This is a genomic window from Bradyrhizobium sp. T-12 (genome assembly GCF_058314695.1).
Window position 1 is genome coordinate 5,495,696 of the sequence record NZ_CM177756.1, and the last position, 14,071, is coordinate 5,509,766.

Consider the following 14,071-nt stretch of genomic DNA (forward strand, 5'->3'; position numbering starts at 1 on the left):
GATTTTTCGAAGTGATTTCAATGCCCACCGCGCCTGGTTGCGATGCTCGCCCCTCGTCAATCAGACCACGGCAGCCGATCAAAAATGGCCGCCAGCGCGCTTTGAGCAGAATCAGACAAGACGCGGTTGCTTTGGGAAAGACCACGTAGTTCTACGCGCCTAGAACGCACCCCGACAAACTCGCGGCGCCTAGCGGCACGATACCGCGGAAGGAAGCAGAGGCTTCACGCAGGCAGGCCACTCCGGCGCGAGTGCAATTCCCTCAAGCAAGCGCATCGCCATGAGCAAGCCGATCGATCCCTCCACAAGCCTGTCCGATGCAACCACAGCACATCGGGACAAGTCGCCAAACGCCGACCGGCATGCCGCTGATGTGGAAATGGCGCGCGTCCTCAACACCGAACCGGTCCGCATGGCATTGGATCCCTCCGGTGCTGCGATCGCCCATTGGAAACATGACCCATTGCACGACGTCGTCGAGCCCATGAGCGACCACGTCATCATGGCTTACAATGGCACGGTGCAGCACGTGGAGCGCCGATCGGGAAGATCGGTCGCGAAGGGAACGTTCCGTCCCGGGGCTGTGATCGTCATTCCGGAAGGATCGAGCTCCCGGTGGGATATCCCAAAACCCGTGGATGTGGTTCAGCTCTATCTTCCGACCGCGACGCTCGAGCGGGTTGCCCGTGAAACCAACACTGCCGCAGCGGTCGATCTCCTCGAACGAACGGGGCATCCCGATCCCGTTACATCCCGATTGCTGTTGAGCGCGGCCGATGGGCTGGAGGGCAACAGCGCACTCGACACGCTGTTCAGACATCAACTCATAGACCTCCTCGCCACGCGTCTGCTGGCTGTGCACACCGCCTCGCCAACCACCTTCGAGCCGGCCACGGGCGGGCTTTCGCCAAAGGTCCTGCTTCGCGCCATCGAACGCTTGCGCTCCGACAGCGATTCCGACGTCTCGCTTGCGGCTCTCGCTTCGGACGCCGGCCTGTCGCGCTCGCACTTCTGCCGCGCGTTCAAGGAAAGTACCGGGCTCTCCCCTCATGCCTGGCTGCGGCAATACCGCCTTGAGCAGGCCATGAACATGCTGCGCGACACCGACACATCGATCGTGTCGGTCGCGGCCGAGCTTGGCTATGCCTCGCAGACCGCATTCGCGGCCGCCTTCAGGCGCTTGACCGGCAAAACCCCGAGCGATTGGCGACGAGGCGTGCAGTAGCGGCGACTGCTTGCGGATGACGAGTAGCATTCCAAACGCGAGAACGGCTCGATGAAGAGACCGGTCGACAACGATCCCCTGGAGGCCCTGCTGGCCGCACCCGGCCGCGAGGCTCCACCGGACACCCAGCAGCGCGCTGCCGAAGCGGAGATGGCGCGCGTCTTGAAGACTGCACCGCTGCAGGTGGCGTCAGACCCCTCCAATGGAGCCATCGCCCATTGGAAGCATGGGGCCCTGCACGACGTGGTCGAGCCTATGCGTGACCACGTCATCATGACCTACCCCACCGGCGTTCAGCGTCTGGAGCGGCGCACCGGGAGATCGGCTGTGACCGGGACGGCGCGTTCGGGAGTTGTGACGATCATTCCGGCTGGTTCAAGCGCCAGATGGGATATTCCCGGTGTTGTCGATGTCATCCAGCTCTACCTTCCACACATGACGCTCGAACGCGTGGCTCGCGAGGCCGGCGCTTCCGCTCCCGGCGATCTTCTGGAACGGACGGGACATCCCGATTCCATCACATCCGGATTGCTGATGAGTGCCGCGGATGTGCTGGAGGGCAACGCGACCCTGGATGCCCTGTTCAGACACCAGCTGACAGATCTCCTGACCACACGTCTGTTGGCTGCGCATACTGGCGAGTTGGTCACGTTCGAACCGATTATGGGTGGGCTGTCCCCACATGCTCTGCGCCGCGCGATCGAACGCCTGCGCTCGGGCAGCGATGCCGACGTTTCGCTCGCTGCGCTGGCATCGGACGCCGGCCTGTCGCGCTTCCATTTCTGCCGCGCCTTCAAGGAAAGCACCGGGCTCTCGCCGCACGCCTGGCTGCGCCAGCAGCGGCTCGAGCGAGCCATGAACATGTTGCGCGATACCGATACGTCGATCGAGGTGGTGGCCGCAGAACTCGGTTACGCATCGCAGACCGCATTTACGGCGGCGTTCAAGAAGCTGACCGGCGAGACGCCGAGCCAATGGCGCCGTCGCATGCGTTAACAGCAATCTCTCTGCAACCGCGTCAATCGCGCTGGCGCGGCCGCAGCTCCGATCCCGTAGATTTGCGGCATGAACATCGACAACGGACGGAGACAAGCAATGGCCTGGAAGCACTGTGTCGCCCTCCTTGCAATTGTGCCGCGACGCCGGGTCATCGCAACCGCGCTGGTGTACGGACTGTCACTCAGCGTCCGCTTTACCTCGGCAACGGGGGAGGAAGTCGAAATTCCGATCCCGTCGACAACGTCGATCATGAGCAGAGCCGGGGTCTCCATCTTCCACGATGACTGGCCCTTGAGGCCCAGCGAGTCGATCGCCTTTCAATTTCGCCGGCCAGCGGTTTCCCGTGGCTGTCACGCAGCGTGCGAGCGTCCTTCCATGACAACGCCGGGCTGCACCGCGCCTTAGGCGCTCGACCAATCCATTTCACGCCTTCGCGTCATCGCCGATCGCGACAAGCCATTCCGGATGCGGGAGCGGCAACGGTGACGCGCGAGTCCGAGAAGTCAAACCAGAGGAGTAGACACATGCGATTAGTCATCATCGGCGCCGGCTTCGCCGGCATGTACGCCGCACTTTCCGCCGCCCGCCTGCGCGACATCCAGGGCGTCTCACCCGAAGAGCTCGAGATCGCGCTGGTCGCACCCGAGCCCACGCTCGTGGTTCGCCCGCGACTCTATGAACCGAAGCCCGAGACCCTGACGGCGCCCCTTACGGATGTCCTCAAGGCTGTCGACGTTGTCTATGTGCAAGGCAGCGCGGAGACGATCGACACCAAGTCTCGCACCGTGGAAATCGTCGGCGCCAAAGGTGCGAAGAGGAGCCTTTCCTATGATCGGCTTGTCGTGGCCACCGGCAGCCGGCTGTTCCGTCCGGACATTCCGGGCCTCGCCGAACATGGCTTCAGCGTCGACAATCTCAATGATGCGATGACCCTCGACCGGCACCTGCACAGCCTGGCCGATCGGCCGGCGGTAAACGGGCGCGACACCGTCGTCGTTGCCGGCGGCGGATTCACCGGAATCGAGGCGGCGACGGAATTGCCGGCGCGGCTTCGCGCGATCTTCGGCAAGAACGCCAAGCCGCGCGTCATCATCGTCGACCGCAACAGCGCGATCGCTTCCGCCATGGGCGAAGGTCCCCGCCCCGTTATCGAGGACGCCCTGCACAAGCGCGGCGTGGAGACCAGGCTCGGCGCCGGCGTCGCCTCGCTCGACCAATCGGGCGTCACGTTGACGTCAGGCGAACACATTGAGGCCGAGACCGTGATTTGGGCCGGCGGCATTCGCGCGGCTCCGTTGACCGCACAGGTCCCCGCCGAGCGCGACAATTCCGGCCGGCTCCTCGTCGACCGTGATTTGCGCGTGCCGTCGGTACCCGGCGTGTTCGCCACCGGCGACGCCGCCCGCGCCGCCTGCGATGATGAGGGCAATTACGCATTGATGTCGTGCCAGCACGCCACGCGAATGGGCGCCTTTGCCGGCCATAACGCCGCTGCCGAGCTGCTCGGCGTTCCGACCAAGCGCTACCACCAGGAGAAATACGTCACCTGCCTCGACCTCGGCGAAGCCGACGCGGTGTTCACCCGCGGCTGGGAGCGCGAGGTGACGATGGTCGGCGACACCGCCAAGAAGACCAAGCAGGAGATCAACACCGTCTGGATATATCCGCCGAAGGCCGAGCGCGCTGCCGCTCTTGCCTCGGCCGATCCGGAGCGTGTCGGCGATGTCAGCGGCTTCTTCTAGAAGCTCACGCGAAGCGGGCCGCGCTCCGCGCCGGCGGCGCGGCCTGCCCGAACAAGACCACCAGCAGCAACCATGTAACAGGAGAGAAATATGAACCTGCACGACCCCTCGTACACCGGCAACAAGGTGCCCGATGAATTGGTCCCGTCGCGTTACGCACTGCGGATCGGCGAGATCGACGTGATGGTGGTCAGCGACGGCGTGCTGACGCTGCCGGGCGCGATGTTGGCTCACAACGCAGCACCCGCCATCCGCGCGGCCTGGCTGAAAGACAATTTCCTGCCACCGGACGCCTTCGATTGGGCGCTCAACGTGGTCGTGGTGCGCAGCGGCGGCCGGACGATCCTGATCGACGCCGGGATGGGTGCGGAGTTTCCCCTTCCTCGGGCCGGACAATTGATCCATCGGCTGGAGGCCGCCGGCATCGATCTCGCCTCCGTGACCGACGTGGTGCTTACCCACATGCACATGGACCACGTTGGCGGGCTGCTCGTCGAAGGCGTGAAGGAGCAACTGCGCCCGGACCTGCAGATCCACGTGGCGGCCGCCGAGGTCAAGTTCTGGGAATCGCCCGATTTCTCCCGCGTCTCGATGCCGGACGGCTTCCCGGATGCGCTTCGGGCGACGGCCAAACGGTTCGCGAAAGAGTACCGTAGCCAGCTTCGGCTCTTCGAGGATGAGCACGAAGTGGCGCCGGGCGTGGTCATTCACCGCACCGGCGGTCACACGCCCGGGCACAGCATCGTCCGCCTGGCGTCCGGCGGCGACCGGCTGACGTTCGCCGGCGACCTCGTGTTTGCCGTCGGGTTCGAACACCCCGACTGGCACAACGGCTTCGAACACTACCCCGAGGAAGCGGCCCGCGCACGCACCAGCCTTTTGCGCGAGCTGGCGGAAACCGGCGGGTTGCTGGTGGCCACGCATATGCCGTTCCCATCCGTCGGCCATGTGGCCGTGGCCGGCGACGCCTTTCGTTGGGTGCCTGCGTTCTGGGACTACTGATCGCTTGTCGGGTTAGTGCCGGCAGGCACGCCCGGTCAGCGCTTCATCCGATACGGGCCGCGTTTCCCGCGCCGAAGCGCGGCCCGCGCAACCACACCCCTCCTGGAGCTCGACCTCGATGAAACACGAGACCCTGCGCGCGAGCGCGTTTGCGATGCCGCTGACGAACCCGGCCTTTCCGCCTGGCCCGTATCGCTTCGTCAATCGCGAGTATTTCATCATTCAGTACCGAACCGATCCCGAGGCGTTGCGCCGGATCGTGCCGGAACCGCTCGAATTGACCGAGCCGGTGGTGAATTACGAATTCATCCGCATGCCCGACTCCACCGGCTTCGGCGACTACACCGAAAGCGGTCAAGTGATTCCGGTATCTTTCCGGGGCGAGACCGGCAGCTTCACGCACCAGATGTTTCTCAACGATCATCCGCCGATTGCCGGCGGGCGCGAACTCTGGGGCTTTCCGAAGAAGCTTGCGCAGCCGGAACTCGCCGTCGAGACCGATACGTTGGTCGGGACCTTGAACTACGGTTCGGTCCGGGTTGCCACCGGCACCATGGGCTACAAGCACCGCACGCTCGACACAGCGCTCGAAGCCCGAAAACTCGCAGGCCCCAACTTCCTGCTCAAGATCATCCCTCACGTCGACGGCACGGCGCGCATCTGCGAACTGGTGCGCTACCACCTCGAAGACATCAACGTGAAGGGCGCGTGGACCGGGCCAGCCGCGCTGGATCTCTATTCGCATGCGCTGGCTCCCGTCGCCGAGCTGCCGGTTCTCCAGGTGTTGTCCGCCAAGCACATCGTTGCCGACCTGACGCTTGGGCTCGGCAACGTGATCCACGACTACCTCGCCCCTGGCGCTGCCGTGCGTGGACCAAGGGTTCTGATCGAAGCGAATGCCGGCTGATCGGATCGACCATCATGCAAGGAGTTCTGGCAATGCTGAACGTGATTCGCGAACGGACCAACCCAACGCCACAACAGCAAGGCAACGCGCTGCCCTACGATGTCGTCGCCCTCGTGCTGCAAGGCGGCGGTGCGCTCGGCGCCTATCAGGCGGGAGTCTATGAGGGCCTGCACGAGGCCGGCATCCGGCCGAACTGGCTGGCCGGCATTTCGATCGGCGCGCTCAACGCCGCGATCATCGCGGGCTCGCCTGAAGGCGAGCGGGTACAGCGGCTGCGTGAATTCTGGGAGACCATCTGCGCCTTTTCGATCGAGTGGCCCGCCGGCGAAGGGCTCGCCAATGCACTGCCGTTTGCGTTCGACATCAGCTCGGTGCGCAACGCGCTGGCGGCGACCCGGGCCCTGGTGCAGGGCCAGCCCGGCTTCTTCAAGCCGCGTTTCCCGCCGCCACTCTGGTCCCCGTTCCCGGGCGATGCAGCGACAAGCTTTTACGACACGGCGCCGTTGCAGCAGACGCTGGAGCGACTGGTCGACTTTGACCGCCTGAACTCGGGCGAAATGCGAGTCAGCGTCGGCGCGGTCAACGTCCGCACCGGCAACTTGGCCTATTTCGACACCGCCGAGCGCCGGCTCGGAGCCAAGCATTTCATGGCTTCCGGCGCCCTGCCGCCCGGATTCCCCGCCGTCGAAATCGACGGCGAGCACTATTGGGACGGCGGCGTCGTGTCCAACACGCCCCTCTCCCGCGTGCTGTCCGGCGAGCCGCGCGACACGCTGACGTTCCAGATCGATCTCTGGTCGGCCAGGGGCCGTGTTCCCCATGACATGATGGAAGTGTCGAGCCGCCAAAAGGACATTCAATATTCCAGCCGCACGCGCGCCATCACCGACCACATGACGCGGATGCAGACAATGCGTCAGGCGCTGCAGCGGACGATGGAGAAATTGCCGGCAAGCGCAAAGGACGATCCGGAAATCCGCGCCATTGCCGACCTGGCTCGCCATCGCTCCTACAACATCATCCACCTGATCTACCAGTCCAAGATCTACGAAGGCCACTCCAGGGACTACGAGTTCGGGTTGAGCGCGATGCGCACGCATTGGCAGAGCGGGTTGGATGACATCCGCCGCACGCTGGCAGAGCCACGACGCCTCGACCGGCCGCCCCCTGAACTAGGCATGGTCACCCACGACGTCCATCGCCGCGACTGAGCTTCAACGCATCCTGCAGATTTGGGAGAACGCCGTGTCCACACTTGCCTATGCCGATGAGCAAAAAGCCAAAACCAGCCTTCGTCCCTCACGGCAGGCGATTAAGCGTGCGGCCCTGGTGCTGGCGGCGGCGCTTGGCGTCGCTGCGGCCACCACGTTCGGCCACTACTACTTCACCACCGGCCGCTATCTGGAAACAACCGACGATGCCTATGTCAAAGCCGACTCCACGATCGTCGCGCCGAAGGTTTCGGGCTACATCGGCGAAGTCCTCGTTGCCGACAACGAGCCGGTCAAGGCCGGGCAGTTGCTGGCGCGAATCGACGATCGCGACTTCAGGGCCGCACTCGATCAGGCTCACGCCGATGTCGCCGCGGCAAAGGCCGCGGTGCGCAACCTCAATGCGCAGATCGAATTGCAGGAGCCGGTCATCCAGCAACAGGCTGCCCTGGTCGAAGCCAGCGAGGCCGGGCTGAAGTTCGCGCGGGAAGAACAGGCCCGCTACGACGGCCTGATGAAGTCCGGTTCCGGCACCATTCAACGCGCGCAGCAGACCGACGCGGCGCTGCGCGAAAAGTCCGCCCAGTTGGCCGACGAAAGATCGGCATTGATCGCCGCCAACAAGCGGATCGAGGTGCTCGCCACCGAACGCGCCAAGGCGGCGGCCCAGCTCGACCGCGCCCGCGCCGTCGAGCAACAGGCGGCGCTCAACCTGTCCTATACGCAGATCACCGCGCCCGTAGAGGGTACGGTCGGTGCGCGCTCGTTACGTGTGGGCCAGTTCGTGCAAGCCGGCACGCAGTTGATGGCGGTGGTTCCGCTCGATGCCGTGTACGTCATCGCCAATTTCAAGGAGACCCAGCTCACCCATGTGCGAAACGGTCAGCCGGTCGAACTGACCATCGACGGTTTCCACGACATCAGGCTGCGAGGCCGTGTCGACAGCCTCTCGCCGGCCAGCGGCCTCGAATTCGCGTTGCTGCCGCCCGACAACGCCACCGGCAACTTCACCAAGATCGTGCAGCGCGTGCCGGTCAAGATCGTGCTCGACGATCACGATCTGAAAGGCCTGCTGCGTCCGGGCATGTCGGCTGAACCGACGATCAACACCAAGTCGGCGGCCGTTGCCGCGCGTGAAGCGAAAAAGCGCCTCGCCTCGCGCGGCACGAACGCCACGGCTGAATGAATCCGGGTCCTGGAGAGTGTCATGAGCACGCTGCAAACCGCTGCCGATGCAAACGCCGCCGGTGAAGGCCGGACAACGGCGGCGCCGGCGGATCCCGCCGTAACCGCAAAGACCTGGATCGCGGTGGGCGGCGCGACACTCGGCGCCTTCATGGCGGTGCTCAACATCCAGATCGTCAATGCCTCACTCGCCGACATCCAGGGCGCGATCGGCGCCGGAACCGACGACGGCGGCTGGATTTCGACCTCGTATCTGATCGCCGAGATCGTGGTAATCCCGCTCTCCGGCTGGCTGGCCCAGGTGTTCTCGATCCGGGTGTATCTTCTCACCAACGCGATCCTGTTCCTGCTGTTCTCGGCGGCCTGCGCATTGGCCCAAAACCTGCCGCAGATGATCGTATTACGCGCGGTGCAGGGCTTTACCGGCGGCGTGCTGATCCCGATGGCATTCACGCTCATCATCACGCTGTTGCCGAAGGCGAAGCAGCCGATCGGACTCGCGCTGTTTGCGATCTTCGCGACGTTCGCTCCCGCAATCGGGCCAACGATCGGCGGCTATCTCACCGAGAACTGGGGCTGGGAGTATATTTTCTACGTCAACCTGGTACCCGGCACCGTAATGATTGCGATGCTGTGGTTCTCACTCGAGCCCGCCTCGATGAATCTGTCGCTGCTTGGCAAAGGCGACTGGCCGGGCATCGTTACGATGGCAATCGGCCTGTCCGCGCTGCAGACGGTTCTGGAGCAAGGCAACAAGGACGACTGGTTCGGTTCACCCTTCATCGTCAAAATGTCGGTTATCGCCGCGGTCGCGCTGTCCGCCTTCCTGTGGATCGAACTGACGGCAAGGAAGCCGTTGCTAAATCTGCGGCTGCTGGCTCGCCGCAATTTCGGCTTCGGCATCCTTGCCAACTTCCTGCTCGGTATCGCGTTGTACGGCTCGGTGTTCATCCTGCCGGTCTATCTGTCGCGTATCCAGGGCTACAATGCCGAACAGATCGGCATGGTGCTGGCGTGGACCGGACTGCCGCAATTGCTGTTCATCCCGCTGGTGCCGCAACTGATGCGGCGTTTCGATGCCCGGATCATCATCGGCATCGGCTTCGCGCTGTTCGCCGCCTCCAATTTCATGAACGTCCACATGACCAATGATTACGCCACCGACCAGTTGTTCTGGCCCAATGTCGTTCGTGCGGTCGGTCAGGCCTTCGTGTTCGCACCGCTGTCGGCCGTCGCTACGGCAGGCATCGAGGCCGAGAACGCCGGCTCGGCCTCCGGCTTGTTCAACATGATGCGCAACCTCGGCGGCGCCGTCGGCATCGCACTGTTGCAGACGTTGCTGACCAAGCGCGAACACTATCACTCCAACGTGCTGATGCAGTCTGTCTCGATGCTGGAACAGGCGACGCAGGCGAGGGTCGAGAAGCTGACGCAGTATTTCATCAGCCACGGCGTGATCGACCGCAGCGATGCTGCGCACCGGGCCTATGTCGCGATCGGCAGGATCGTGCAGAAGCAGGCGTTCATCCTCGCCTTCAGCGACATGTTCTTCCTGCTCGGCGCCGCGCTGATCGTGGCACTCGCGGCCTCCATGTTGCTGAAAAAGCCCGGCCAGCTCGATACCGGCGGCGCCCACTGACCATCCGTTCAACCCGCACCCCAGGAGTACGACCATGAACCCACGCACGAATCTCGACCAGGCGTCGAAAGAACTTCCGATGTTGATGGGCAAGGTGGCAATCGTCACCGGCTCGACCAGCGGCATAGGGCTCGGAATTGCGCGAGAACTCGCGCGGCTCGGCGCCGACCTTGTCTTGAACGGGTTCGGCGAGCCAGGCGAGATCGAGGCGATCCGCGACAGAATCGAGAAAGACCACGGCGTGCGCGCCGTCTACGACGGTGCCGACATGTCGAAAGCGGACGCCGTGCGCAGACTCATTTCCGCGACGATCGAGAAATTCGGTCGTCTCGACATCCTGGTGAGCAATGCCGGCATCCAGTTCACTGCCCCGGTCGATGAGTTCCCGGCTGCCAAGTGGGATGCAATCCTCGACATCAACCTGTCGGCCGCGTTCCACGGCATTGCGGCAGCGGTGCCTCAGATGAAAAAGCAGGGCTGGGGACGGATTATCAACATTGCCTCCACCCACGGACTTGTCGCTTCAACACACAAGGCCGCCTATGTCGCAGCCAAGCACGGACTGGTCGGCCTGACCAAAGTCGTCGGCCTGGAGACGGCAGGAAGCGGCGTCACCTGCAATGCGGTCTGCCCCGGCTGGGTGCGCACGCCTCTGGTCGAGAAGCAGATCAGCGACATGGCCACGCAACGCGGCATCAGTCAAACGCAAGCCGTCGAAGAACTGCTGTCCGAGAAACAACCGTCACTCGACTTTGCCTCGCCGGAGCAACTTGGAGGCACGGTGGCCTTCCTGTGCTCGCCGGCAGCAGACCAGATTACGGGAACAACGATCGCCGTCGATGGCGGCTGGACCGCGCAATAGCCGGGAGTCGAGCCATCCGGCAGACAGTCGATATCGGAGCAGCCCACGGGTGATGGAGCAGAGCTGTCGCGTCTGGAGGCGCGGCTGCCGCTGTTGCTCAGCATGATCGCTGGAACGATCGACTCCACCGATCTCCCTTGCCGGGAGACTTGAACGGCCGCGTTCAAGTCTCTAGCGGCGGTCGCGCAATGCCTGCCGTGCGCCGAGCTCAGGACCAAAGCCCCTCACACGAGTTGTCGCCAGATTCTCTTTGATCTCCGGTGCACACGTCGTGCAACGCCACTCCCCGCTCGAGCATGGCTCGGAGACGGGCGTCTGCTCCGATCCAGCTGATGCTCGGGAGCTCATCCGGCGAGCAGTCCCGAAATGAGGGCTGCTGCGCCGAGACCGAGAAACGACAGGACCACCGGAGGATACAGGACAAGTGCGGCATCGAAACGTAGGAACTTCGGATGTTCGCCGGCGCGGTTCGGCAGCCCAATGAAGATCAGGACGCCTGCAGCTGCGATCATGGCAGCTCCGATCAACGTATTCATGTTAGCTCCTCGTCCGACCAGCAAGTGACCTGTGGATCACCAGCGTGCGCGCAAGCAGCGCGTGGTGGAAGGGAGGATCGGTACGATACAGTACTGTGTTCTTGAAAAATCGGGATTTTCAGAGCCGATCAGATCGGCTTGGGACTGAGACGAGCCTTGGCGGCCAGCCCAAGAACCCGCTCCCGGGTACGACTTCGGGCAGCGTCGACCAGCATCGCGCCCGCCCAACGGTAGACGTTATGCTCCTTCACTTGCTGCCGCATGAGCTTCATGCGCTCGGCCTGTTCCTGAATTGGCATCGTCAGCGCAATCTCAATCGCTGATGCCATTTCTTCCGTGTCATAAGGATTGACGATGAGCGCTTCGGATAGTTCTCGCGACGCACCGGTGAAGCTCGACAAGATCAGGACACCGGCATTGTCCTCCCGCGAGCTGACGAACTCCTTCGCCACCAGGTTCATTCCATCATGCAGGCTGCTGACGACGCAGGCATCGGCTGCCCTGAACAAGCGGAAGACCTCCGCTGGCTCGTAATGCCGCGCGATCAGGTGAATTACGGGCTGGCGACCGGAGTGCCTCCCATTTATTTCGGCGGCGAGCGCCTCGGCTTCGGCTTGGAGCTTCGAATACGAGCTGAGCTTGCTGCGTGTCGGGGCTGCGACCTGAACGAATAGCAGCCGATCTCTCCAGGTTGGATTTCGTGAAAGTAGCGCGTCGACGGCGCGCATGCGATCGAGAATGCCCTTGGTGTAATCGAAACGTTCGACACCGACGATCAGCCGCGTTCCGTCCGCGAGTCCGAATTGGGCGACCACATCGGATCGGCAATGCGCCGGAGGCGGCAGCTTTTCCAGCTCCTTCGGCGGCCATTCGATGGAGATCGGATAGGCGCGTACCCTTGTTTCATGTCCCCCTAAGCTGACCGTCTGCACTTCGCGATCGATCCTGCTTTCTACGAAACGATCGACGCCCTCGATGAAATTGTTGCAGTGGAACTGGGTATGGAATCCGATAATCGTGCTGCCGAGCATGCCTTCGATGATCTCCGCCTTCCAAGGGCATATGCCGAAGGTCTCTGCATTCGGCCAGGGGATGTGCCAGAAGGTGATGATCGTCGCCTTCGGCAATCGCTCACGGATCATTCTCGGAGCAAGCGCGAAGTGATAATCCTGGACCAGCACGACGGGATCCTCGGTACGCGCCTCGGTGACGACGGCGTCGGCAAAGCGCTGGTTGATCTGCCGATACATCTGCCAATCGGTCAACCTGAATGTCGGCCGCACGAAAACGATGTGGCACAACGGCCAGAGCCCTTCATTGGCAAATCCGTAATAGTAGCCGTCCTGCTCCTCCTCGGAGATCCAGATGCGCCGGAGCGTGTAGGCCGGAGCAGCCTCGGGCACCCGGATTCTATCATTCTCGTCGACCGCTTCCCGATCGGCGCTGCCGCTGCCGTGAGCGATCCACGTGCCGCCGCAGGCACGCATGATTGGCTCCAGGGCCGAGACCAATCCGCTCGCCGGCCGCTGCACCACCCTTCCCGCTTCCGACGCGTTGTGGATGTAGGGCTCCCGATTGGACACGACGAGAACTTCGGCCCCCGGCAGAACGCCGTGCAGCACCTCTTGAAGCGATTTTGGCGTCCACTCGATCTGGCTCGTAAGCGCGACCTGGTCGGCGCTGCGCAACAACTTGTGAATCTCGCGATCGATAGACCCGCCGCTCAACTCAAGCGACTCTCCCTGGGCACCTCGGCGCACGTCGTCGACCGCGCGTCGCAAGGCGTCCATCCATCCTCTCATGATCAGGACGGCGAAAATGATCGTGCCCACTGTGAGGACCAGAACGACGCTTGCAAGCGCGGCCAGAAGATATGACAGCACTTGGCTTGATCTCGCCGCGGCGAAGCTGAGGTCGGTCAGGATGACGAGATAGGAGCGGCCACGGCCGCTTTGAACCGGGAAAGCAGCGACGAGAATCCGCCGCCCCCCGCTGGTTATGCTGGTGAAACTTTCGCTTTCGGACTTCGCCGACTTCTCGCACGAAAAGTTGGCCGGCATCTCTGGCGTCGGCGCGATCAACGACCCTTCCGGATCGCAAAATCCAACCGCGAGAATCTTCTTGTCGAGCGCGACCCTCTTGAAGAGGTCTGCGAGGCGGTCCCAAGCTCGGTCCTCGACATCTCGGCCAAGCAGCGGCCCAATGGCGTTGAAGACCAACTTGGATCTGGCCTCGACATCGCTCCGCGACCATTGCTGTACGATTCCACCGGTAAACGGAGAAATCCCGAACGCAACGATTGCGGCTACCGCCAAGCCGAAAACGCCATAGCGGAAGAACTGCTTATAGGATATCGGCATCACTCGGCTTTACCCGGCCATCCCTGGAGAATTATCCAGGAACCGGAGCGATCGCAGCTCGCGGGGCGCATTTGAGCAGGCATCTTCGACAAGCAGCGCCGCGCAAACAGCCGCCAGGCCCGGATGGCCCTCAGCTCGGATTAACGAGCTGCTTGGCCGGCTCAATGCCACCGCGCTCAGCGTTGCAGCTGAGGCAAACCGCACGTGCCACTTGTGCTCCCCGGATAGCCAGTCGTTCATGCCGATGCGGCGTCCTTTGCTCGCAAGACGAGCAGTACGCCTGCGGAAACACGTTCAGTGTCGTTCGACTCGATGTGCTGATCATGGACTCCCCCTGTTCAATATCCTTTCACGGCCGCCGTCGAGCAAGCAGCGACAGGGCGGATCGACGTTTCATGGTACG

11 protein-coding genes are annotated in these 14,071 nt (G+C 63.2%); 9 read left to right on the plus strand and 2 right to left on the minus strand.

Annotated elements, in window-relative coordinates; genetic code table 11:
- Positions 1-280: 280 nt before the first annotated feature.
- From AC0WRY_RS26255 to AC0WRY_RS26295, 9 genes are all read left to right on the plus strand, one after another.
- Positions 281-1,225 (plus strand): helix-turn-helix domain-containing protein, encoded by a 945-nt coding sequence (locus AC0WRY_RS26255; RefSeq protein ID WP_194403681.1) that lies wholly within the window; start codon positions 281-283, stop codon positions 1,223-1,225.
- A 51-nt stretch (positions 1,226-1,276) separates the two neighbouring features.
- Positions 1,277-2,221, plus strand: a complete 945-nt coding sequence (locus AC0WRY_RS26260) for a helix-turn-helix domain-containing protein (RefSeq protein ID WP_194403682.1) — start codon at positions 1,277-1,279, stop codon at positions 2,219-2,221.
- Positions 2,222-2,748: 527 nt separating this feature from the next.
- On the plus strand, positions 2,749-3,966 hold the full coding sequence (locus AC0WRY_RS26265; RefSeq protein WP_194403683.1) for an NAD(P)/FAD-dependent oxidoreductase: 1,218 nt from the start codon (positions 2,749-2,751) through the stop codon (positions 3,964-3,966).
- Positions 3,967-4,056: 90 nt separating this feature from the next.
- The gene (locus AC0WRY_RS26270; RefSeq protein WP_194403684.1) at positions 4,057-4,968 is read left to right on the plus strand and encodes an MBL fold metallo-hydrolase; all 912 of its coding nucleotides are present in this window, start codon (positions 4,057-4,059) and stop codon (positions 4,966-4,968) included.
- A gap of 118 nt (positions 4,969-5,086) precedes the next feature.
- The gene (locus tag AC0WRY_RS26275; RefSeq protein WP_194403685.1) at positions 5,087-5,875 is read left to right on the plus strand and encodes an acetoacetate decarboxylase; all 789 of its coding nucleotides are present in this window, start codon (positions 5,087-5,089) and stop codon (positions 5,873-5,875) included.
- A 32-nt stretch (positions 5,876-5,907) separates the two neighbouring features.
- On the plus strand, positions 5,908-7,086 hold the full coding sequence (locus AC0WRY_RS26280; protein ID WP_491121628.1) for a DUF3734 domain-containing protein: 1,179 nt from the start codon (positions 5,908-5,910) through the stop codon (positions 7,084-7,086).
- Positions 7,087-7,120: 34 nt separating this feature from the next.
- A complete protein-coding gene (locus AC0WRY_RS26285) occupies positions 7,121-8,272 on the plus strand; it encodes an HlyD family secretion protein (protein WP_491121630.1) in 1,152 nt (383 codons plus the stop codon).
- A 21-nt stretch (positions 8,273-8,293) separates the two neighbouring features.
- A complete protein-coding gene (locus AC0WRY_RS26290) occupies positions 8,294-9,910 on the plus strand; it encodes an MDR family MFS transporter (protein ID WP_491121632.1) in 1,617 nt (538 codons plus the stop codon).
- A 79-nt stretch (positions 9,911-9,989) separates the two neighbouring features.
- Positions 9,990-10,772, plus strand: a complete 783-nt coding sequence (locus tag AC0WRY_RS26295) for a 3-hydroxybutyrate dehydrogenase (protein WP_194408414.1) — start codon at positions 9,990-9,992, stop codon at positions 10,770-10,772.
- A gap of 344 nt (positions 10,773-11,116) precedes the next feature.
- Here AC0WRY_RS26295 and AC0WRY_RS26300 read toward each other — a convergent pair whose 3' ends face one another.
- The gene (locus AC0WRY_RS26300; RefSeq protein ID WP_194403689.1) at positions 11,117-11,308 is read right to left on the minus strand and encodes a hypothetical protein; all 192 of its coding nucleotides are present in this window, start codon (positions 11,306-11,308) and stop codon (positions 11,117-11,119) included.
- A gap of 128 nt (positions 11,309-11,436) precedes the next feature.
- The gene (locus AC0WRY_RS26305; RefSeq protein ID WP_194403690.1) at positions 11,437-13,668 is read right to left on the minus strand and encodes an alpha,alpha-trehalose-phosphate synthase (UDP-forming); all 2,232 of its coding nucleotides are present in this window, start codon (positions 13,666-13,668) and stop codon (positions 11,437-11,439) included.
- Positions 13,669-14,071 lie beyond the last annotated feature (403 nt).

Coding starts and splice junctions, on each gene's coding strand:
- AC0WRY_RS26255 (WP_194403681.1), top strand. CDS start 281: ATGAGCAAGCCGATCGATCCCTCCACAAGCCTGTCCGATGCAACCACA.
- AC0WRY_RS26260 (WP_194403682.1), top strand. CDS start 1,277: ATGAAGAGACCGGTCGACAACGATCCCCTGGAGGCCCTGCTGGCCGCA.
- AC0WRY_RS26265 (WP_194403683.1), top strand. CDS start 2,749: ATGCGATTAGTCATCATCGGCGCCGGCTTCGCCGGCATGTACGCCGCA.
- AC0WRY_RS26270 (WP_194403684.1), top strand. CDS start 4,057: ATGAACCTGCACGACCCCTCGTACACCGGCAACAAGGTGCCCGATGAA.
- AC0WRY_RS26275 (WP_194403685.1), top strand. CDS start 5,087: ATGAAACACGAGACCCTGCGCGCGAGCGCGTTTGCGATGCCGCTGACG.
- AC0WRY_RS26280 (WP_491121628.1), top strand. CDS start 5,908: ATGCTGAACGTGATTCGCGAACGGACCAACCCAACGCCACAACAGCAA.
- AC0WRY_RS26290 (WP_491121632.1), top strand. CDS start 8,294: ATGAGCACGCTGCAAACCGCTGCCGATGCAAACGCCGCCGGTGAAGGC.
- AC0WRY_RS26295 (WP_194408414.1), top strand. CDS start 9,990: ATGTTGATGGGCAAGGTGGCAATCGTCACCGGCTCGACCAGCGGCATA.
- AC0WRY_RS26300 (WP_194403689.1), bottom strand. CDS start 11,308: ATGAATACGTTGATCGGAGCTGCCATGATCGCAGCTGCAGGCGTCCTG.
- AC0WRY_RS26305 (WP_194403690.1), bottom strand. CDS start 13,668: ATGCCGATATCCTATAAGCAGTTCTTCCGCTATGGCGTTTTCGGCTTG.